This is a genomic window from Mucilaginibacter sp. OK283, from assembly GCF_900110415.1.
Lineage (GTDB): Bacteria > Bacteroidota > Bacteroidia > Sphingobacteriales > Sphingobacteriaceae > Mucilaginibacter.
Map to the genome: position 1 here is coordinate 296,874 of NZ_FODR01000005.1, position 23,857 is coordinate 320,730.

The 23,857-nt window shown below is 43.5% G+C and carries 11 protein-coding genes; 9 read left to right on the top strand and 2 right to left on the bottom strand.

The genetic code is table 11. The features are described from left to right. Positions 1–3,300, bottom strand: coding sequence for a SusC/RagA family TonB-linked outer membrane protein (locus tag BMX56_RS14285; protein ID WP_090649043.1), 3,300 nt, complete (start codon positions 3,298–3,300; stop codon positions 1–3). Between the two features lie 499 nt (positions 3,301–3,799). Then, entirely contained in the window at positions 3,800–7,987 is a 4,188-nt protein-coding gene (locus BMX56_RS14290; protein ID WP_090649046.1) for a hybrid sensor histidine kinase/response regulator transcription factor, read from the bottom strand. Positions 7,988–8,705: 718 nt separating this feature from the next. Here BMX56_RS14290 and BMX56_RS14305 point away from each other — a divergent pair. The 9 genes from BMX56_RS14305 (at position 8,706) to BMX56_RS14345 (ending at position 23,833) form a co-directional block, all read left to right on the top strand. Next, the gene (locus tag BMX56_RS14305) at positions 8,706–11,057 is read left to right on the top strand and encodes a GH92 family glycosyl hydrolase (protein ID WP_090649055.1); all 2,352 of its coding nucleotides are present in this window, start codon (positions 8,706–8,708) and stop codon (positions 11,055–11,057) included. A 108-nt stretch (positions 11,058–11,165) separates the two neighbouring features. Then, the gene (locus BMX56_RS14310; protein WP_177183816.1) at positions 11,166–12,863 is read left to right on the top strand and encodes an RICIN domain-containing protein; all 1,698 of its coding nucleotides are present in this window, start codon (positions 11,166–11,168) and stop codon (positions 12,861–12,863) included. Between the two features lie 228 nt (positions 12,864–13,091). Beyond that, positions 13,092–14,477, top strand: coding sequence for an SGNH/GDSL hydrolase family protein (locus tag BMX56_RS14315; protein ID WP_090649060.1), 1,386 nt, complete (start codon positions 13,092–13,094; stop codon positions 14,475–14,477). 27 nt (positions 14,478–14,504) lie between these two features. Next, a complete protein-coding gene (locus BMX56_RS14320) occupies positions 14,505–15,326 on the top strand; it encodes an alpha/beta hydrolase (RefSeq protein ID WP_090649063.1) in 822 nt (273 codons plus the stop codon). A 310-nt stretch (positions 15,327–15,636) separates the two neighbouring features. Continuing rightward, positions 15,637–17,388: a RagB/SusD family nutrient uptake outer membrane protein gene (locus BMX56_RS14325; protein WP_090649067.1), complete on the top strand. Its 1,752-nt coding sequence runs from the start codon at positions 15,637–15,639 to the stop codon at positions 17,386–17,388. 24 nt (positions 17,389–17,412) lie between these two features. Continuing rightward, complete coding sequence (locus tag BMX56_RS14330) at positions 17,413–17,856, top strand: DUF5004 domain-containing protein (protein WP_090649072.1); 444 nt, start codon at positions 17,413–17,415, stop codon at positions 17,854–17,856. Positions 17,857–17,890: 34 nt separating this feature from the next. After that, a complete protein-coding gene (locus tag BMX56_RS14335; RefSeq protein WP_090649076.1) occupies positions 17,891–18,892 on the top strand; it encodes a DUF4961 domain-containing protein in 1,002 nt (333 codons plus the stop codon). 108 nt (positions 18,893–19,000) lie between these two features. Further along, positions 19,001–22,096, top strand: coding sequence for a SusC/RagA family TonB-linked outer membrane protein (locus BMX56_RS14340; protein WP_090649079.1), 3,096 nt, complete (start codon positions 19,001–19,003; stop codon positions 22,094–22,096). A 27-nt stretch (positions 22,097–22,123) separates the two neighbouring features. Then, positions 22,124–23,833 carry a RagB/SusD family nutrient uptake outer membrane protein gene (locus BMX56_RS14345; protein ID WP_090649521.1) on the top strand — a complete coding sequence of 570 codons (1,710 nt, stop codon included), beginning with the start codon at positions 22,124–22,126 and terminating at the stop codon, positions 23,831–23,833. The last annotated feature ends 24 nt before the right edge of the window (positions 23,834–23,857 follow it).

The window sequence follows — 23,857 nt, forward strand, 5'->3', positions numbered from 1 at the left end:
TTAAAATTTTACACTTACGCCCATATTAATAACTTTTCCCTGTACATAATACTGACCAGATGAACTGGTTGCTTCGGGATCAAATATTTTCTGTTTAGAGAATGTAAGCAGGTTAAGACCATTTACATACAAGCGCAAATTGCCTATACCAACTTTTGAGGTTAAGGCTACTGGAAGAGTGTAACCCAATTCGGCATTTTTTAGCCTGATATAATTGGTATTAAGCAACCAATAAGTATTTCCGCCTGAAAAATACTGGTTATTTCTATCAACTGTACGCGGGTCTTTTGTACTTGGGTTATCAACTGTCCAACGATGATCATAGCTATATTGCAGGAAGTTACCAATGGTTCCAGACTCTGTTTGCAGGAAGAGTTGTGCGCCTGCCGCACCCTGGAATAAAACAGTCAGATCGAAGTTTTTATATTGTACTCCAAAATTAAAACCGCCCTGGAAAGTAGGCAAGGTGCTTTTATTGCTCCACACACGGTCATCTCCGGTAATTTTGCCGTCAGGTCCAATGTCATTACCATTGGCATCTTTTTTACCATGCAAATCTTTATACCTCATGTCGCCCGGACGAAGGGTACTGGCGCCTACGGCGCTGTAATCAACCGTATTGGCATCAACTTGCGCCTGGGTAGAGAATATACCGTCATACACATAATAAAGCTGAGATCCGATAGGTTGTCCGGTAGATTTTTGCCAGGCCGGTGCTCCCGGAGATTCGTTCCATAAATCGATCCGGTTTTTGTTAAATCCGCCGTTAACTCCTACATTATAGCTTACTTCACCAACCCTGTCATGGTAATTTAATTGAAACTCCCATCCTTTGTTGGTTACCTTTCCATAATTTATAGGAGGTAATAGTCCCCCTGGTATTGCTGTCGCGGGTGTTGACCCAAGCGCATTTAACAATATCTGGGTGCGTTTGTTTAAAAATGCCTCAAATGTAAAATCTAATTTTCCGTTTAATGTAGTACCTTCCAATGCCACGTTGGTATTGTTGGCAACCTCCCAGGTGAAATCGGGGTTTGGCGCCACATTTTCTGAAAGTGTTTGAACCGGCGCACCATTTACGATGTACGAGCCAACGTTGTATAATGCCAGATATGCGTATTCTGATAAAGTTTGGGTGCCTGGCTTAACAACATAATCGAGACCCATTTGGCCCCATGACCCACGTAATTTCAAGTTTTGAAAGATTTTTACGTTGTTTTTAAAGAAATCTTCTTCCGAAATTCTCCAACCGGCAGATATACCGGGGAAAAAGCCAAAACGGTGATTCTCGGGAAACATATAAGAACCATCTACCCGCCATAAAAACTCAGCCAGGTATTTTTCTTTATAGTTATAATTAACGCGGCCAAAATAATTTAAACGCGCTTTTTGCCAGGCGGTGCCATAATTACCTATCTCTGAGTTGCCACCCCAATTTAACTGGTCAATAGCAATTGAGTTGAAGTATTTGCGGTTCGCGCCAAATTGGCTATCGTTTGATTTTTCTTTGGTTACACCGGCAAGCAATACAACGTTGTGGCTGCCAAAGCTGTGGTTATAGCTTATGATACCTTCAAGCATGCTGCTCAGCTGATCGTCTGATCCCTGGCTTAAATTTGCCTGGGCCGGCCCGCGGGCTACTTTGGTAAGTACCGGGGTGCCGCTTGCATCTTTGGTAACATTATCCCAGCTGTACACATACCATGGTGTTTGCCAGTTTTTGGTTTGTTGCATGTATTTATCCAAAGCAACATTTCCGGTGATTTTTAACCCTTCAATGCCCGGAATTGATATTTCAATTTTGCCGTTAGTTTGTAAAAAATACCTGGTATCTTTAGCATAACCTGTTTTATTGGTAGTGATAAGTACCGGCTGCTGACCGTTTTCAATATCGGGGCCTGGTAAGCCATTTGGCCAGTAAGCCGGCCTGTAAGGGTACCCCCGCATCAACATCCTGAATATATCATTTGCACCTCCACCGTCCGGGAAGAAACGGTTTTCCTGGCGGCCTGATACACCAACCCAGGTGTTGATGTACTTATTAACTTTGGCATCAACGTTTAAACGGAAATCATATTGTTTATACCCTGTAGCCGAGTTTTTGTAATATCCATCTTGGTTTTGATACCCTATTGAGGTGAGGTACTTAATGGCCTCTGAACCACCCGATAATTGAACAGTTTGGCGTGTTTGAGGCGACCAATCTTTTAACGTTGCTTTAAACCAGTCGGTATTGGGGTGTCCCCAGGGATCAGAGCCATCAGCAAATTTTTGGAAATCGGCTGGCTGAAAGGTAGCCGTTGTTGTGGCCCCATTATCCGGCCGGGTAAACTTTCCCGCTGTTTTAAATGCGGCAGCAGCCTGGCTCCAATAGTTTGAAGGCAAACCATACAGGTCAATCTCGTTTACCATGGTGGCATATTCGGTTGCATCGGCCATTTTAGGTAAGATTGTAGGCCGTGACCATCCCTTATTATAGCTATAAGAAAGATCGGGTTTGCCCAGTTTACCATGCTTGGTAGTAATCAAAATAACACCATTAGCCGCCCTTGCGCCATAAATGGCTGCAGATGCATCTTTTAACACCGAGATACTTTCAACATCGGCAGGGTTTATACGGTCGATACTGGTTTGCCCGGCAGGTGCAGGAACCCCGTCTATAACAAGTAATGGAGCGTTATTGCCCAGGGAGTTTCTACCACGGATTAGGATGGTTGAACCATCGTAACCAGGTTCGCCGCTTGCATTCGTTGCAACAACGCCTGGCATACGGCCGGCAATAGAGTTGGAAAGGTTAACAGCGGGCGATTTTACTAATTCATCTCCCTTAACGGTTGTAACTGATCCGGTAACGGTTACCCTTTTTTGCACGCCGTAACCAACCACAACAACCTCGTTTAATCCTTTTGATGATGACTGTAGCTTGATGTTTAGTATGGGTTTGCCACCTACAGGTACCTCTAATGTGGTATAGCCGATATATGATACAACCAATACCGCATTCTCGGCAGCTGTAATTGTAAACTTTCCTTTTACATCGGTTACAGCCCCTACGTTTGTACCTTTAATCAATATTGATACACCAACCAGTGTTTCGCCGGTAGACTGATCAGTTACTGTTCCTGTAACTTTTATCGGGGCGTTGATATTCCCCTCGTTTGTTTTTGTGAAATTTGTTTTTTCGATTTTTGCTGCGCCGGCGTATGACGAACCAACAAATATTAATGCTATTAATATTTGACTTAGCGCAATTTTAAAGACCCTTAACAAGTTTACAGTCTTATGTAAATTGTATTCCATATTAGCTTATTTAAGTTAATTAATATTTAATGCACGCTATAAAAGCGGGATAATTGGAGGGGGTAAATTCGTTCCGATTATTTTCCCCCGGGTTGTGGGTGACTGTGCTTATTTTTCTTCCATATTGCTTATTTAGGTTTTATATAAATTAATTGGTTGTATTCGGCAATGGATTACAAAAAGCAAACCCGGATGGTATCCTTATCGGCGCAATATGTGATACTATCAGGCCGCCTATCCTTTATTAAGCTATTAATTGGATAAGCCTTTGTAACATTTTTGTGTCTAAAATAATATCGTAGTCAAACCTGCGTTTTTCAAGTTGACACTACTTGTCGACCGTTATTTTAATAAAATTAAATGTGGTTAGTACATTTATAGTTGGCAGTACTAAGATGGGTAAAATAAACACCCCCCAAGAGAGGTAAATTCATACAACTTGAGGGGGTAATTGGTAAAAAAATGCTTAATATTTAAATTTTCGCTACTTTTTAAGAAATTAATTTTTGTTGATTTTAACCTTTACAATATTCCTGGTGATATTGGCATGAAATGGAACGCGAAATTTTTTTATGTATTCAGAAGGGTTAAGTCCGAATAGTTTGCTAAACTGCTCTCTGAAATATTTAGGGTCGTTTATGCCCACCTTATAAGCAGCCTCAGAAACGGTACAATCGGTGTTAAGGAACATTTCGGCAGCTTTTCTTAAACGAATAAACCGTATAAACCCATTAGCAGATTGCCCGGAAATGGCCCTGATCCTTTTATAGAGGTTAGAATGGCTCATTCCTACCTCATCGGCCAGGGTTTTGATGCAAAAATCACTATCGCTTAAGTTATCTTCAACCACTTTGATACAGGCCGCCAAAAACTCCTTATAATCCGGCGGAACTTTAAGGTCATTTGATTTTAAGGTAATTTCATTATAAAAATATTTTTGAAGGCTGTTCTTACTTTTAAGAATACCTTCAACGCGGGCTAAAAGTAATTCCCGCTCAAATGGCTTGCTTATATAATCGTCGGCGCCGCCTTCTATGCCTTTAAGTTTTATTTCGGGAGATGAGCTTGCGGTTAATAATAAAACGGGGATATGGCTTAGTATTGGGTCCTCCTTAATCCTGCTGCATAACTCAATACCGCTTATCCCTTGCATCATAACATCGCTGATAACTATATCCGGCAAAAACTGGTATACCTTATCTAAACCTTCGGCACCATCTGCCGCTTCAAAAATTTCGAACTTTGACGAGAAAATTTGTTTCAGGTACTGTCTCATCTGTGCATTGTCATCTACAATAAGCATAGATTTTGATTCGAAATCAAATGGATCACTTTTTTTACTTTTGGCCGCACCTGAATCTTTATTCAGCCCCGGAACTTCCTCATAACTCTCAATAAGTTCGTCTAAAAAAACAGAGGTTTCTATAACATCTTCAAAAATAAAGTTCGGGCTTAAATGCTCTTTTCCTTTTAACAAGCAAACCTTAAATATGGTGCCCGCTCCATTTAAACTGGTATAACTGATGCTCCCTTTATGGCTTTCGATAAACTTTTTTACAAGGTAAAGGCCAATGCCAAATCCACCACTAAGTGGCGTCTCATCCTGTACCTGGTAAAATTTATCAAATAACTTTTCACCTATATCCTCGGCAATTCCGCGTCCTGTATCTTTAATTTCTATATTCACCAATGTTTCTGTTTGGGATATATAGCAATTTACCATCCCATTATCCGGCGTAAATTTTAATGAATTTGATATCAAATTAAACAAAACGATCTCGATTTTTTCCCTGTCGGCAAATACTTCTATCGTGTCTGTCTCGGAAACAAAGTCAAACAATATGTTTTTACTTTTGGCCTGGTGGCTGAAGCATAAAAAAACCTCTTTGCATAAGTTTACAATATTTAACCTTACAATTTTAAGGCTGTCAGATTCGCTTTCCGCTTTTCTGAATAGCAATAACTGATCAACCAAACTTAAAAGCCGGCGTGCGTTACGAAAAACGATACTCAGGTTGTTTGTTTCAGTCTCTCTTGCTCCCGGGTTAAATAATAATTCTTTAACCGGGTTGATAATTAGGGTAAGTGGTGTCCGAAACTCATGGGAAATATTGGTAAAAAACGACAATTTTCGCTCGTTAAGCTCTTTTTCTTTTTCGGCAGATATCTGGGCTATTTTTACTTCATACTTTAACCGGGCCGCGTTGCTGCGATAGCGTAAATAGTAATAAATCAATGTTGCTATTATTAGCAAAGAGCTCATATAGGCCCACCATGTTTGATACCATGGGGGCAGAATTTTTATTTTAAATGTTGCATAATTTTCAAACCAGATACCATCCTGGTTTGCTGCTTTAACTTTAAATATATAATCGCCGGCCGGCAAATAGCGGTACGTAACCGATTTTTGATTTTTTACATAATTCCAGTTTTGTTCTAATCCCACCAATTTATAGGCAAATTCGCTTTTTTCGGCATAAGCATAGTTTAATGCTACATATTGTATCGAAAAAACCGGTTGGTCGGGCTTTAAGGTAATTTGGGTTGATTCATTAATACCAGCGTTTAATATACTGTCTTTCTGACCCACTTCAACCTCTTTGCCAAACAGCTGGAGTCCTGTAATCAAAACCTTGGGTTTAAATGAGTTTTGCTTAACCTCTGCCGGATAAAATACGTTGTAACCCTCGGTACCGCCAAATACCATAAATTTTTTAGTACTGCTGTACATTGACGAACCTGGGTTAAACTGCCCGGCTTGCAGCCCTTCTGAACTATCGTAATTAATAATCTTGCCTGTTTGCAGGTCAATCCGCGATAATCCTCTGTTGGTACTTATCCAAATGCCGCCGGCCTCATCTTTTTGTATCGCGTTTACTGTATTATCAGCCAATCCATCTTTTTCAGTATATCTTTTAAATCTTTTGTTTTTTATATCATACACAACAAGGCCATCTCCTTCGGTACCTATATAAAGGTTTTTGTTTTCATCTAAATACAAAGCATATATAAAGTGGCTGGGCAAAAACTTTTCTGCTTCGGCTTCACTAAAATAATTAACAAACTTATTTTGATTTTTTATGTAATATTTAAGGCCGGATGCCGATGTACCAATAAAAAGGTTGCCGTTGCCATCTTCGGCAAGTGCCCGGATATAATCTGAACCAATGCCGCTATTTTGTGGGTTGTAGTTAACAAACTTGTCACTTCCGGCGGGCAATAAGCTTAAGCCTCCGCCATTGGTGCCAATCCATAAATTATTTTTTGAATCATCAATAATCGTCCTTATATCGTTTAAACATATACTTGTGGGGTCATTTGTTTTATGAAAAAAATTGGTAAAGGAATCCGTTTTTTTATTGTATCTGAATAACCCGTGCGAGTAAGAACCAAACCATAATGTATTGGAATGATCTTTATATGCGCAAAGTATATTATTGCAGGTTAATGAACCTTTTTGCCCATCGGACCTGTAATATTTTACAACCTCGCCACTGAGTTTTTTCTTGTAAATCCCGTCGCCGTCGGTACCCATCCACAGGTATCCTTCATCATCCATACACATACCATAATATCTTAAAAAGCTGCTGCCATAGTTATCTTTCAACTCACTTTGGAACTTTTGAAATTTTTCCGGCACGCTGCTCAATAAATAAATTCCATCCCCATATGTTCCAACCCAGATATTTTTATCCCGATCCTGGAATAAGGTTTCGATGGTACGGGCGGTAATGCTGTAATTGTCTTCCGATCTTACGGGATCAATCGAGATATCTTTATACGATGACTTTGCAGCTTTGTCGAGATTTATAGTATACAAGCCTCCATCAAGCAAGCCAACAAGCAGGTTTTTATGTTCATCCTCCAAAAGCGAAAAAAAATAGTTACTTCGTAATTTATAAGTTGAGCCTAAAAAAACGCGAAAGTTGTTTTCTTTTCTGTTATAAAGCACCAGCCCTTTACTGGTTGCTATCCAAATGTTATGATTATGATCTTCATAAATAGAAGTAATGAGGCCCTGGGGAATAAGTTTAAGGGCGAACTGGCTATTCAGGTTTTTTGAAACCACTCCATTACTCGTATTAAAAACATTAAGGCCGCCGTCCCTTGTTCCTACCCATAATAGCCCGTATGCATCTTCAACAACATTAGTAACTGATAAATCGCCTAATAAACCAGGTTGTTCCTTTTTAGTATAATTTTTAAACTGATGAGTTTTTATATTGTAGGAAGAGAACCCTGATGCGCCACACGAAAACCACAATTGGCCTTTATTATTTTCAAAAATACTGTTTACATTGTTTAAATAGGTTGGAGGAACCCCCAGGGGGGCAAATTTTATAAACCGTTCCTTGTTGGTATCAAATTTATAAATCCCTCTTCTGGATGATATCCAAATATCCCCCTGCGTATCTTTAAATATGCTTTGAACATAATTACTTGGCAGGCTATATGGATTATTGGGATCCAGCTTAAATACCTTGAAATTTGTACCATCAAACCGGTTTAAGCCATCGCTGGTAGCAAACCAGATAAATCCTTTGTTATCCTGGGTTATGCCATTGATTATACCAAAAGAAAGACCATCTTTCAATGAGTATTTCGTTATTTTTTTGGTAAATAAATCTTGAGAAAAACAAAGGGAAAAGGCAGATACGCCTACCAGGGTAAGTAATAATTTTCTCATTAAGTATTAATAACAGGTTATGAAAGGCCAGGCGTTTTTCAAAAAAACGCCATATTCAAATGTAGTTTATTTAAAATAAATAACATATCAAAAACAATAAAATTTAGTTTGCTGCGTTTTTCGACACTTGTATGTTCCCGATTTTTTATTTGAAAACATACACCGGCTGGTTGCTCTTTTTGCGGCCCGTTCCTGTTGCTATTTGTCTGGCAAATTGACGGAAGTATTGCAGGCTGCATTTAAATTATGTGAAAAAAAATGCAAATTATCTGTAGACCAATGCGGTTAACAGACGATTTTTTATCATAAACAGGCAAAAAAATACAAATAATTTCAAAGAAATATTTCCTTCGCCTCAACATCATATTTTTGCGCTTTTGAAGGGTTGCCGGCACCACGGGCTTTTTAAATATTTTGTGATGTAGCTGCATTCAAAATTTGTTTTGATAACATTTGTCCCTTACCGGTTTTTTTGAAGGTGCAAATTCCGTTTTACAGTTTATTCCCCGATATAAACCCGCCATGAAATAAACGGCTATGGTTGATCTGTTTTACGGGCAGGCATAAGTACAGCTTCGCAATGTATTTCGTAGTAATAAAAATACTTTGTAAAAATTATCTCACAAAATTTTGCTAAATCGTTTTTATTAGATAATTTGGTCGATAATTACCAATTAAGGATAACCGCTTCTTAAATATATTTTTCGGGGATTAAAAGATGAGCAAAACTAAACGGGCCGTGTTTGCGGCTTTGCCGGGTAAAAAATATTTCACTGTATTGCTAACTGCAGCACTTGCCATTAGTGTAACGTTATTAAAAGCCCAAAGCCCCGCAGGTTACGTTAATCCCTTTATAGGTGCCAGTACAAGTACTGCCGATGCAGGTACATATCATGGCCTGGGCAAAACTTTTCCGGGGGCTACTACGCCGTATGGAATGGTGCAGGTAAGCCCTAATACCATTACGGGCGGCGATAACGGCCCGGGTTACAGTTATGAGCAAACCAGTATTGAGGGCTTTGCCATGACACAAATGAGCGGTATAGGGTGGTACGGCGACCTGGGCAACTTCCTGGTGATGCCTACCGAAGGCAAAATGTACACCATAGCTGGTAAACCGGATGGCTCCATGAAAGGCTATCGCTCGCTATACGATAAAAAAAGTGAGAAAGCATCGGCCGGATATTACAGTGCTTTGTTGACCGATCATAACATTAAGGCCGAAATGACGGCTGCCCCTCATAGCGGGATGCTGCGTTTTACCTTTCCGCAAGGCAACGATTCGCGTATCCAGATTGATTTGGCGCGCAGGGTAGGGGGTACGTCAACGCTGCAATATGTAAAAGTTGTTAACGATTATACTATTGAAGGCTGGATGAAATGCACGCCCGACGGCGGCGGTTGGGGAAATGGCGACGGGCATGCCGATTACACCGTTTATTTTTATGCTCAATTTAGCAAGCCGTTGAAGGATTTTGGTGTTTGGAGTGCCAATATCCCCGATGACTGGACCCGTAAGCTTGATGATGTAACCGGAAAAAAATACTTAGATAGGGTTGCCGAAGCCGAAATATTAAAAGGCGCAACAGAAAAGCAAGGCAAACACCTGGGTTTTTACACGCAATTTGCCACCAGGGCCAATGAGCAGGTATTGCTTAAAACAGGTATCTCCTTTATCAGCATTGCCGGAGCGAAGAACAATTTAAATACCGAAATAAAAGACTGGAATTTTGATGCTGTATACCAAAAGGCTGTTGCAAATTGGAACAAAGCTTTATCAAAAGTAAGCGTGCAGGGCGGCACGCCGGAGCAAAAAACTGTTTTTTACACAGCGTTGTATCATACCATGATAGATCCCCGGATTATAAGCGATGTAGATGGCAAGTATCCGGGCGGCGATGGTAAAGCGCATCACGCGGTTAATTTTAACAAGCGGACTATTTTTAGCGGGTGGGATGTGTTCCGCAGCCAGATGCCCCTGCAAACCATCATCAACCCGGGCCTGGTAAACGATGAGATCAATTCGCTGGTAACATTAGCGCAGGAAAAGAAAATGGATTACCTGGAGCGCTGGGAGATCATGAACGCTTATAGCGGTTGTATGATTGGTAACCCGGCTGTATCGGTAATTGCCGATGCTTACGCCAAAGGCATCCGTAACTATAACGTGCCCGAGGCTTATCGCCTTGCGGTGGGCTCTGTTGAAAAATTTGGCAATGGCGATAAAGGTTTTACAGGTGGTGATTTGAGCTTATCCTTAACTTTAGAATACGCCTATACCGATTGGTGTGCAGGCCAGCTGGCTAAATGGCTGGGGAAAACTGCCGACGCCACAAAATATGCCCAACGAGGGCAGGCCTACAAAAACGTGTTCGATACCGAAAAAGGCTGGTACAGGCCCAAAGATGATAACAGTAACTGGAAAGCCTGGCCCGATTCGGCACGCACCAAACAATGGTACGGTACTATTGAAAGTAACCCCTATCAACAAGGCTGGTTTGTACCGCAGGACGTAAAGGGCATGGCCCAAATGATGGGTGGCAACGCCAAAACCATTGCCGACCTGAACAATTTTTTTGAAAAGGCCCCCGATAACATGATGTGGAACGATTATTACAACCACGCTAATGAACCGGTACACCACGTGCCGTTTTTGTATAATCGGCTGGGCGCACCATGGCTTACCCAGAAATGGACACGGGAGATTTGCCGCCGTGCCTACCACAATTCGGTTGAAGGCCTGGTTGGGAACGAAGATGTGGGCCAGATGTCAGCCTGGTATGTGCTGGCTGCCAGTGGCATTCACCCGGTTTGCCCCGGCGATACCCGGCAGGAAATTACCAGCCCCGTATTTAATAAAGTAGTTTTAAAGCTCGACCCGAAATATGCAAAAGGGCAAACGTTTACAATAACTGCGCTCAAAAACTCGGCGGCCAATGTTTACATCCAAAGCGCAAAATTAAACGGCAAGGCTTACAACAAGTGTTACCTCGACTTTAAAGATATAGCCGCGGGCGGCACACTGGAACTTACCATGGGCAGCAAGCCAAATAAAAACTGGGGAATTTAATATAAGTAATGTTTTAATTAAGAGTGGTTGAATTGTGAAGATATGCTAAATCGATTTATAGAAACCAATAATAAATTATATATCTATCAATTAATCAAAAACCAAATTATGAAAACCAAATTATTTACCCTGCTTATTGCCGGCACCACTTTAGTTGCTGCCTGCAAGCGCGAAAAATCGGCTAAGCCCGAGCCCCCTGTAACTAATCCCGGAGGGGCCAAAATTCCGTTGTCCGGATCGCCTGTATCCGCATATGGCACTTTTTATATCAGTAATGTATCCAGCAGTAAAATCATCGAAATAAATGGCGTAGGCATGTTAAATGATGGCAATGCTGCCCAGCAATACCAATATTTTGGCAGCGGTACGGCAACAAACCCTAATCAAAAATGGTACATTGTTCAGCAAGGTACCGGCGCCATTACCAGCAGCACCAAATTTAAACTCATGAATGTTGCCAGCGGCAAATACCTTGAGGTACCCCTGGCATCTACCACGCCGGGAGTAGGCTTATGGCAGGATAAAACCAATACTAACAATGCGCAGCAATGGTATATCCAATCGGTAGGTACCAATGTGTACAAAATTATTAATGTAGGCAACGGCCTGGCGGTAACCAACGAGGGCGCTTCAACCAGTAATGGCACCGCCATAACGCAGGAGCCTTTTGTATCTGGCAACACCTCCCAGCAATGGGTATTAAACAGCATCACTGCCGAATCATATCGTGATGATGATGTGGTAAACTTTTTTCACCGGGTAAACGGTACCGTTGCTTTTGATGAAGGTAAAAGTATTGCCCTTACCTATGGCGCCAATAGCGGCAAGGTACTTTGGATAACCGAGGATGCGTACGCGGCCGATCAGCTGCAATCAAACGGGCAGTTGTATTGCCAGTTTTTTAAATACCATAATTCGGCTTTATTACAGCCGGCAAGTCATAGCTGGGATCAATCATTAACGCCCAATATAACTACTACAAATTCGCCCATTAGCAATTTGGAGATTATTGAAAGCCCCGGTGACCATAACAGTACTTATCGCTGGCCGGGCATTGGGATTGAGGCAGGCAGCAAGGTTTTGTTGTATACTTATGAATCTGCAAACGGATCGACCCCTGCAAACCAGGCCGTGTACTCCATTAACCAAAATACGGCTGGTTTAAACTGGGGTGCGGCAACAAGGCTTACGCCAAATGGTATGTCGGGCCAAACTGATGTTGGTTTTTCCAACGGTATGGTGAAAAATCCGGCGGGAGATTCGGTTTATGTATATGGCAGCAAAAGTGTTTATTTTAATTCATCAAATGTATTCCTGGCGCGGTTTGCGGTGAGCAACCCAACCAGCTGGACATTCTGGACGGGCTCAGGCTGGTCGGCCAGCCTGCAATCTGCATCAACAGCTGCAATTACGGTTGGTTCGGGCAATACAACGCAGCAAAATGTAATCATATCAAAAGTGAACGGCAAATATGTAATGATGCAAATGGATCTGGGTTACTTCTGCGATCCGGGCAATCACAACATTTATATATCTACAGCAAGCAGTCCGAAGGGGCCGTTTACTGCGCCGCAATTGGTATTTACCATTAATGATATGTACAACGGGCACCTGGCTAAATATTACACGCCGGCAATACATCCCGAGTTTAATAATGGGCATAACGAGCTTTTGGTTACCTATTGCTTAAATTATAATGCCGATGGTGGCAGCTGCTCAACCCAAACCTGTTTTAATAATAACCAGGACCCCAATTATTACCAGGTGAAAGGGGTAAGGATACCATATTCGCTGGTGGGATTGTAACAGGAAAAGAGCGGGGAAGGTGCGACTCTCAGCTTGAGAGAGGATTTAACAAGAAAAGAGCGGGGGAACGTGCGATTCCCCTCTTGAGAGGGGGGAGGGGTGTGTTTATACGGGCGGATAATGAACGCCGGTTAACACACCCCTGCCACCGCCCGGTCTTTCGCGCCCCCTCTCGAGAGGGGAATGGCAAAGAGAACAGAAAAGAATATAATTTGAACAAACCATACTATGAAGAGAACATTTTTACTATTAGCCGGCATTAGCCTTTCCATTTGGGCCAGCGCGCAAAAAATTACCCCTTTTAAGGCGGGTGACAGGGTGGCATTTGTGGGCAACAGCATTACCGATGGCGGACATTACCACTCGTACATATGGCTGTATTACATGACCCATTACCCCAACGCACGGATAACCTGTTTTAACGCGGGTATTGGCGGCGACGTTATAGGCCAGATTTATGATAGGTTTGATGATGATGTGCTTGATAAAAAGCCTAACGTTTTAACCCTTACCTGGGGCATGAATGATAGCGGCTATTTTGAGTGGTACCGTGCCGATGCCCAGGATGTGATGGATAAAAGGATCCAGGGGAGCTATAAATATTACGGCATGCTGGAAGATAAGCTGAAACAATTGCCGTCTATTAAAAAGATCTTTATTTTGGGTTCTCCATACGATGAAACTTCTAAGTTCACCACAAAAAATATCTATCCTAAGAAAAGTATAGCGTTTTCAAAAATTATCGATTTTCAGCAGGAGGCGGCTAAAAGAAACGGCTACGGTTATGTAGATTTTTATCACCCCATGGCAGCCATCAACCTGCGCGAACAGGCAAAGGATTCCACTTTTAGCCTTACGCCAAATGATAGGGTGCACCCCGATAACGATGGCCATCTGGTGATGGCCTACCTGTTTTTGAAAGCCCAGGGGCTGGATAATCAGTATGTTGCCGATTTAAGCATCAATGCCCAAAACAAAAAAGTGTTAAAGGCTGTAAACTGCCGCATCAGTAATATAACAGCCGGTGCAGATTCGGTTGCGTTTAATTACCTGGCCAATTCGCTGCCATATCCAATCGATACCATTCCGCGTGGTTGGGGCAATCGTAAAAAGCAGGCCGATGCGCTAAAAGTAGTTCCGTTCACCAAAGAGTTTAACCAGGAATTGTTGAGCGTTAAAGGCCTTAAGGACGGCGATTACAAGGTGATGATTGACGGCGAGCAGATAGGCAGCTGGTCGGCCCGGCAACTGGCCGATGGCGTTAATATGGCCGAAATTACCACAACTCCCCAATACCAGCAGGCCATCCAGGTTCGCGAACTGAACGAAGAGCGTTGGGATATTGAGCGCCGCACAAGAATGTATGTTTGGATGCAGTATGATTTTTTAAAGGGCAAAGGTTTGCTGCACAACGATAGCAACGCAGCTATGGATACCGTAAAAAAATACGCTGTAAAAGACATTTTTGTGAATGGTAATAAAGATAACTATAGCCGCGCCCGCTACAAAAGCCTGCGCGATGCCTGGCAAAAAGAAACGGATGTATTAACCGACCAGATTTATGCCATTAACAAACCCAAAAATCATCGCATTACCATTATAGCTGCCAAATAACCATAACCGGAAAATACCTATACCCATATGAATAAAAGAACAATAATAGCCCTTATAGTCTTTTTTATAAGTTTTATAAAGGTTGATGCAGCTACAGTAGATACCGTTTTAACGCACAGTAACGCCATGCGCCAGGATATTAAGGCGGTAGTAATAAAGCCTGCCGGTTACCAGGCGGGCAAAAAGTTCCCGGTGCTGTACCTGTTGCACGGCTTTAGCGGCAAATACAGCGATTGGATTTTAAAAGTACCAGCCATTACCAAACTGGCCGATGAGTATCAAATGATGATAATATGCCCCGATGGCAATTTTGCCGGTTGGTATTTTGATAGCCCTATGAATAAGGATTGGCAATACGAAACTTATGTTGGAACCGAACTGGTGAACTGGGTTGATAAGCATTACGCAACAATTGCCGATAGGAGCGGGAGGGCCATTACCGGCTTAAGTATGGGTGGGCACGGTGCCATGTACATTGCCTTTAAGCACCAGGATACTTTTGGCGCGGCGGGCAGCATGAGCGGCGCGCTGGATATCAGGCCCTTTTCGGATGCGTTTGGTATTGAGCAGGTGTTGGGAAAATACAGCCAATACCCCGAACGGTGGGAAAAAAACAGCGTTATCAATATGATATACCTGTTGAAGCCAAACTCGCTGCTTATTACGTTTGATTGCGGTTACGATGATTTTTTGTACCCGGCAAATGTTGCTTTTCATAATGAGCTTTTAATGCGCAAGATTCCGCATGATTTTACGGTAAGGCCGGGAGCGCATACCTGGGAATTTTGGAGCAACTCGATTGTTTACCAGGCGCTGTTTTTTAGCCGCTACTTTAACAAAATAAAGTAGGGGATAGTGTTATGAAATTTAATTACCGGGCTTATAATATTTAGCCCGGTTTTTAACCACTTTTTTAATTTTTAGCGGCTTTTAGTGCAAACAAAATAAATTAAAAAAAAGTGTTCGAAAAATTTGCTAAATCGTTTTTATGATTTAAATTAGCAGTCAGATTAAACATCTGTTATAAACCAACTAATACCAATATACTTTTTTTTAGGCAATCTGCGTAAAGCTGCCAAATTTAGCTAAATCGATTTTTCGATTTAATTTAAATGGACTTGTAGTGTTAAAAATATGCTATTGTAAATAAACCTGTAATATGAAAAAAATTTACTTCAAGGTTCTTACTTTTTCGATGTTCGGGCTTGCGCTTTGGGGCATGTCATCCTGTAAAAAGGATGGTTTCCTGGGGCAAACCACTACATCAAACTTAACCCAAAGCACGGTATTTGCCGATAGCGCCAATACGGTGGCGTTTTTGTCAAATATCTACAGTAATGTGGGGTTCAGCTTTAGTCCCGGGCGCTTTTTATACGGGCCTATTTTATCGCCCACAACCAACGGCGGACTTGATGCTGCTTCGGACGAAGCAGAGGTTTACACATCAGCCGGTTCTACCGCTTTGGCTTTTGAATCGGGTACTATCAATGCGGCTGTAGTTACCGATGATGCTTATAAAAACAGCTATACCAACATCCGCGCAGTAAACCAGCTGCTGGCCAATTTGCCAAAATCGCCTATAAATAATTTCACCAAAACGCAGATGCGTGCCGAGGCTCATTTTTTGCGGGCCTGGTACTACGCTATATTATTAAAACACTACGGCGGGGTGCATATAGTTAACGATAAGATTTACAACTATACAGATGCCATTCCCGCAAAACGGAATACCTACGCCGAAACGGTAAACTATATTTTGGCCGATTGCGATACCGCCGCGCTTGAGTTGCCAACCGTTCAAAGCGGCTTAAACTATGGCCGCGCTTCAAAGGGCGCCTGCCTGGCCTTAAAATCAAGGGTATTGTTGTATGCTGCAAGTCCGTTATTTAACGGGCAATCGATAGGTGATGGCGCTACAAAAGAACTGGTAGGCTATGCCACTTACGATAAAGAACGCTGGAAACTGGCCGAAGATGCCGCAATTGCTGTAATTGGCACAGGAGCCTATAAACTCAATGTGGATAATGCGACCGCAGCAGGCTATGGCTTTCAGCACCTGTTTACCTTACCCCTTAATACCGAATATATTTTTGAGCTGATGCGCGGCAATAATGCCGATTTTGAAAGCTTGTGGCAACCACCATCACGTACGGGCAAAAATGGAGCCCTGCCTTTGCAGGGTTTGGTTGATGCATTCCCGATGAACACGGGCAAAGCCATTACCGACCCAACTTCCGGCTACGATCCGCAAAACCCTTATGCCAACCGCGACCCACGTTTAGATTATACCGTTATCCGCGATCAAACGCTTATCCAAAACAGGCTGTCGTCGGGCAAATCGCCTATTAATATTTTTACAGGTACGTATAATGGTCAAACAACCGGTCCCGATGCGGTTAATGTGGGCACCCGTACGGGCTACTATACCAATAAAATGCTCGATCCGGATGCGGTATCGCAGGATTTTACACATCCAACCAAAAGATGCTGGCCATTAATACGTTATGCCGAAATTCTGCTGAACTACGCCGAGGCTGCCAACGAATATGAAGGCCCAACCACACAGGTTTACCAGGCTGTCGAGGCTATCCGCCAGCGGGCAGGGTTAAACCCGTACCAGTTGCCAACCGGGTTAAGCCAGGCCGATATGCGTAAAGCCATTCAGAACGAACGCCGTATTGAGCTGGCGTTTGAGGAGCACCGCTTTTGGGATGTGCGCCGCTGGAAAATAGCCGACCAAACCGACAATATCCAAACCTACGGTATGGAGGTTGACCGCAATAATGCATCGGTTACTTATAAAACGTTCCCGGTGCGCAAGCGCAACTTCCGCACGGCTATGTACCTGTGGCCTTTCCCGCAAACGGAGGTGGCCAAATCGCCTGAGATGTTACAAAATCCGGGATATTGATCACCATTATAACCTAAAAAGCAAATGAAAAAGAAAAATATAATGCAACAGTGCGGCTTTTTGCTGGTGGCGATAGCGGCTGTTTTGATGGCATCATGCAAAGCCGAAAAGGTATTGCCGGTAAAAGAATCTATCAAAGATATCACGGGCAGCTGGCAGGTGATCAGGGCAACACGTAACGGCACCGAACTTACAACCCTGATCGATTTTACCAAATTCAGGGTGAATTTTAAAGATGGCGGCTATACCATTGAAAACCCGCTGCCATTTTTGGTAAACGCCAACGGCAAATTCTCGCTCGACGATCCGGAATATCCGTTTAAAATAACGTTTACGGCAACCGGGGGCACCCCTGTATCAACGCCATTCAATTACCCTATTGTGAATGGTAAAAGGCAGCTGAGCATCACATTTAGCCCGGGCTGCCCAAACAACAGCTATGTGTATGTACTGCAAAAAGTTAACTAACCATAAACCATAACATACTAATACAACAGATTTTATGAGATCATATTTACATATAAAAGGTAAAGGTTTATGGAAGTTTTGCGCCTTAACTGCCCTGGCTATTGTACTGGCCTGCTGCGGCGAGGTGATAACCAGCGTTGACCAGCCTGCAACTGCAACAGCGGGGTCTACAATGACCGTAACCGTTCACCTATCTATACCAACGGCGGCAGATGGCGGGCCCGATTACCTGGTGTTTGGCTTTTTGGTACCTAAGGGATGGAAAGCGGCCCAAAATACCGTTGTAACCTACTCCGGCGCGCAGGGCAGCGGCAACATGACGCTGATACCCGAAGGAACCTTAGGCAAAAACGGAAACGGTTTAACCTGGACAGCCTACATGAAAAAAACTTTCCAGATTGGCGGTAACCTTATTGACGATATGGAATGGGTGGCTTATCAGTCAGATAAAGCATATTCACACACCGGCGGGCTTGAATTTAAGGGCGATATCACCATTAAAACAAAAGTGGCCGCCGATAATAATAACTACCTGGTAAAATTAGGCTACACCATTACCGATACCGGCCACGGCTTTACCAGCGATCAGTTTGGTACCTATTACAGCGAAGTAGTAACACCCTGCTTTGAAGTTACCGGCGGCACCGGCGACCTGATTGATTTTTGTAATCCGCAGCTTACCACAGTTAACCCGCCAAAATCGTTAGATAACGACATCATTACGCTAACCTTTGATGGAACGGTTGTAAACACGCCGCTAAACAACGCTGCCGAAACTTACCTGTGCGCTACCGCCTATACCAGCGATGGTAAAACCATCAGCGTTTGCGAGCAAACTGATAAAACCAAAATGATACAGGCGGTGCCAAACAGTAAAAAGTACCAGTTAACGTTTTGGCCCAAGTCGTTTTTTAACACAACGGCGGCGCAAACCATCACGAAAATAGAGTACTTCATTACCGATAAAACAGGCACTGCAAAGGTTGGCTATGGTAACACACTGGCGCCGTTTGTTTACACTTTTAAGTGCTCGTAACCAATTATAATACAAAAGGATGCTGAATTAACCTCGTTTTTAAAATCAAAGGTTGAGGTAGCTGCTAAAACGATATTTAATTATTGCCAACAATTTAAATCTTATACTATGGCTTATTGCTACTTAAAGAAATGCTTTACAGGTTTCGTCATATTGATGCTTATGCTGGTAAAAACCGGGTACGCAGCTATGCAGGATACCACAGGCAGGGGTAGTACCCATCCTGGTTGGGTAAGCGGGGTTGTACTTGATGAATATGCCAACCCTTTAAACGGGGTTAAGGTAATGGTAAAAGGTAAAACCGATGCCAGCTTTACTGATAAAGACGGTCGCTTCGAGATTAACGCTGTCAGCGGCGATAAGCTGGTATTTACGATGCTTAACTATTACACCAGCGAGGTAAATATCAGCAGTAAAAGCCCAGTCACCATAAAATTGCTTGATACCTATTTAAAAACGCCCGAAACGATAAACGTGTTATACGGCACCAAAAAGGCAGCTGCAAACCTTGGATCGGTTGCTGCCATTTATACCAACCAGCTTACAACCACACCGGCATCGTTGTATACTTATGCATTGCCGGGGCAGCTGCCAGGCTTGTATACGCAGCAATACAGTGGCTTTGCCAGCCCGCAAACCAGCACCCAAACCGTAGCCGATTTTATTGGCAACGTGGTGCAACACAACAATTACTCGGCAAATGATAATACCGAAATAGGTTTATCGCTGCGCGGACAAACGCCTATAACCATTATTGACGGGGTACAGCGCGAAATCTCTTCTATCGATCCGGAAAGTATCGAATCGGTATCGGTTTTAAAGGATGCCTTATCAAATATATTGCTGGGTATCAACAGCTCGCGCGGTGTTTTACTGATCACTACCAAACATGGCCAGGCTGGGGCGCCCCGCATTTCGTTTACGGCCGAAGCAGGTTCGCAGCACCCTCTTGATCTGCCGAAACCGTTGCCGGCCTACCAGTATGCTTATTTATATAACGAGGCGCTGCAAAACGACGGTAAGCCAACCATTTACAGCGCCGATGACTTTAACGCCTATCGCAACCATACCGATCCTGCTCATCACCCTGATGTAAACTGGTTTAATACCTTGCTGCGTAACAGTTCGCCAATAAGCAGCTACAAGCTGAATGTTAACGGCGGCGGCAGTGTGGCGCAGTACAGTGTTTCATTAAACTATATGGATCAGCAGGGCATGTTTAAAACCTCGCCGGCTGCAACTTATAATACCAATAACGAACTTAGCCGCTACATTATCAATTCGGATCTGAGTGTAAACGTTACCAAAAAGTTTACGGTTGATTTGCAATTGTTTGGCCGTATTCAACAAGCCACCCAGCCGGGAACAGGCTACTCGGGCATCCTGAACACCTTGTACAATACGCCAAACAACCCCTACCCGGTTTATAATCCTAACGGATCATTCGGCGGTACTACGTTGTTTACCAATAACCTGTTGTCGCAATCGCAGTTTTCGGGCTATCAGCGCACCAACAGTAACGATGTAATGGCCAACCTCGATCTTAATTACGATTTAAGCAGCGTAACAAAAGGCCTTTCTGTAAAACTAAAAGGCAACCTTGCTTTTGAATCGCAGGGCCTGGTAAACCGGTCGTTGCAAAACAATACCTATTTGCTTAACAAGGATAGTTCGTACTCGGCTGTAGGTACACCAATATCGCAATCAAACGGCTTTGCCACGGTATCAAGCGCCCGTTATTCTTTTGCGCAGGCCGCTTTAAATTACGAGAGGCAGTTTGGAAAAGGCACCGTAAGCGGCATGTTGTTGTATGATACCCGGTCGGTTGTATTAAACTATGACTTATCTGGTGTTACCACCAACAGGGCAGCCAAACTGGGCTACAACTACGATGGCAAATATTTTATTGAAGCATCGGCCAACAGCAGCGGCTACAACAGGTATCCGCCTGGTAACCAGTATGGCATGTTTTACGCCGTTGGCTTAGGCTGGCAAATGGGGCAGGAACGTTTTATAAAAGATATTAGCTGGATAAGTTCATGGAAATGGCGTGCCACTTATGGTAAAACCGGCAATGCCAATGTTGATAATTTTGGTTACTACAACTTTTTGCAAACATACGGTACGTCAATTGGCTATCCTTATACATTGGGTACTGCCCGCAGCGTAATTCAAAGCTATAACGAAAATACCCTGGCCAACCCTTACATCCGTTGGGAAAACGCCAAAAAGCTGGATATTGGTACCGATATATCCCTGTTTAAAGATCACTTTAAAATCACTGCCGATTACTTTCATGACAGGTTCTATGACCTGTTACAAACCCGCGGCAATAGCATAGCCTTGTTAGGAACTACCTACCCGGCCGAGAATATTGGCGTGAAGCTGTATAAAGGTACCGAACTTACCTTAACCTACCAGGACCACGCCGGTAATTTGAACTACTTTTTAACGGCTAATGCAACGCGCCAAACATCAACCAATGTATTCAGCGATGAAGAGCCCGCGCCGTATCCATGGTTAAGGCGCACCGGCTTATCAAACGATGTAATATTTGGCTATACTGCTTTGGGTTTCTTTAAAAACGCGCAGGATGCAGCCACCAGCGCCACCACAGTTGGCTATACACCACAGGCCGGTGATGTAAAATACAAAGACCTTAACGGCGACCACGTGATTAACCAGTTTGATCAATCGGCCATAGCCAATACCAAACCTTTAATTTATTACGGCTTATCATTTGGTGTTAACTATAAAGGTTTCAGTGTAAGCGTAATTATGCAGGGTGTTACCAACCACCAGATTATTTATAACAACAACCTGGTAAACGGCTTTGCCGGCCTTGGTCTGTTTGGCAACATTTACCAGGGCCAGGGCTATGACGCCCTAACCGGAAGGTGGACACCAGAAACAGCCGATATAGCTACCCTGCCGCGCTTATCATCAACCGGCAATGTTAACAATGGTTTGCTATCAACACTGTACATCCGGTCGGCAAATTACATGAGGCTTAAAAATGCCGAGGTAGGCTACAGCCTGCCGCTGGAGTGGGCACGCAAACTAAGGTTATCGGGCATCAGGGTATTTGCCAATGGCGAAAACCTGTACACATTTTACGGCTACAAGGGCGTTGATCCGGAAGTGTATGGCTTGGCGTACCCTATACAACGCGTGTTTAATGCAGGTATAAACATTAAGCTTTAATTATTGGCCAACATTAAAATTATGATCATGAAGAGAATTAAAAATATACACATAGCGGCCGTACTCATTTTGGTAATACTGGCAGGCTGTAAAAAATATGAGCAATTTCCGGTTGATAAGGTAGGCATTCAATATGTTTTTGATCCTAAGGATTCCTTAGGCAGCAGCGCGCAGGAATTTTTGTATGGTATTTACCCGGTAATGAAAAGCGGTCATAACCGAGTAGGCGGCGATTACCTGGATGCTGCATCTGATGATGCGATGTCATCGGCATCGGGGCCAACAAACCAGGTAACCATTTTGGGTACAGCCGCATACAACTCCTACACCATTCCTGCAGATGAAAACCTTTGGGCCTACTATTATGCGGGCATCCGCAAGGCCAATATTTTTGTGAATAACATTGGCGTAGTGCCGGTGATGGCTAAATACAAAGGCTACTCGCAAAAGTATGTTTGGAAAAGCGAGGCCCGTTTTTTAAGGGCGCTGTTTTACTTTGAACTGGTAAAACGCTATGGCGGTGTGCCATTGCTTGGCGATAAAGTATTTACCATAAGCGATAACGTATCGTTACCACGCAACTCATTTGCCGATTGCATTAAATACATTACAAGCGAGTGTGATGCCATTAAAGATACATTACTAACCGCCCCGGTTGATAACCCCAATGCCGATGCGCACAGGGTAACCAAGGGCGCGGCGCTGGCTTTAAAAGCAAGGGTGTTGTTATACGCCGCAAGCCCGTTGTTTAATGGCGGTAATATTGATGCGGCAAACCCGCTTACGGGTTATACCGATAATAGCCTGGCCCGCTGGGCGGCGGCATCGGCGGCGGCAAAGGATGTCATGAACCTGGGCGCATACTCGTTACCGAACGATTTTAAGGGTGTGTTTTTGAACCAGAATAACAGCGAAATGATCCTTATAAGGCAAACGGGTTCTGATAACGGGATTGAAACTGCCAACGCACCGATAGGTTTCCCGGGCGCGGCTGCCAAAGGCCAAACCAGCCCAAGCCAGCAACTGGTAGATGCTTTCCCGATGAGTAACGGCCTGGCTATTACCGACCCGGCATCTGGCTACGACAGCAATAACCCCTACGCTAACCGCGATCCGCGCCTTACTTATACGGTGTTTTATAATGGAGCCCGCTGGCTTAACAGCGATCTGCAGCTGTATGAGGGCGGTCAAAGCAAGCCAAATACCAGTCTGCAGCAAACTAAAACCGGGTACTACATGCGCAAATTTATGGGTAACGAAGAAAATGCGAACAGTTTCCAGGGCCACAACGCCGATTGGCTGGTGATACGCTATGCCGATGTGATATTAGGGCATGCCGAGGCTGAAAACGAAGTGAACGGCGCCACCAGCGATGTTTATAACGATATGATCAGTATTCGCAAGCGTGCAGGCATAGCAGCAGGCGGCAATGGCTTATACGGTTTAAAAGCCGGTATGACCAAAGATGAGATGCGCGATGCCATCCACAACGAACGCCGGATAGAATTTGCCTTTGAAGAGAGCCGCTACTGGGATATCCGCCGCTGGAAAACAGCCAATGTGGTCATGAACCAGCCATTGAAAGGGATGTCTATCAATAAAATAGGATCGAGCTTAACCTACAATATAGTTACAGCGCTGGATACCAAATTTAACCAGCCGGCTATGTACCTGTACCCTATACCCTACGATGAAGTGTTAAAGAACCCGAATATGAAACAAAATCCCGGATGGTAATCCTTCAATCAATTTAACCAAATT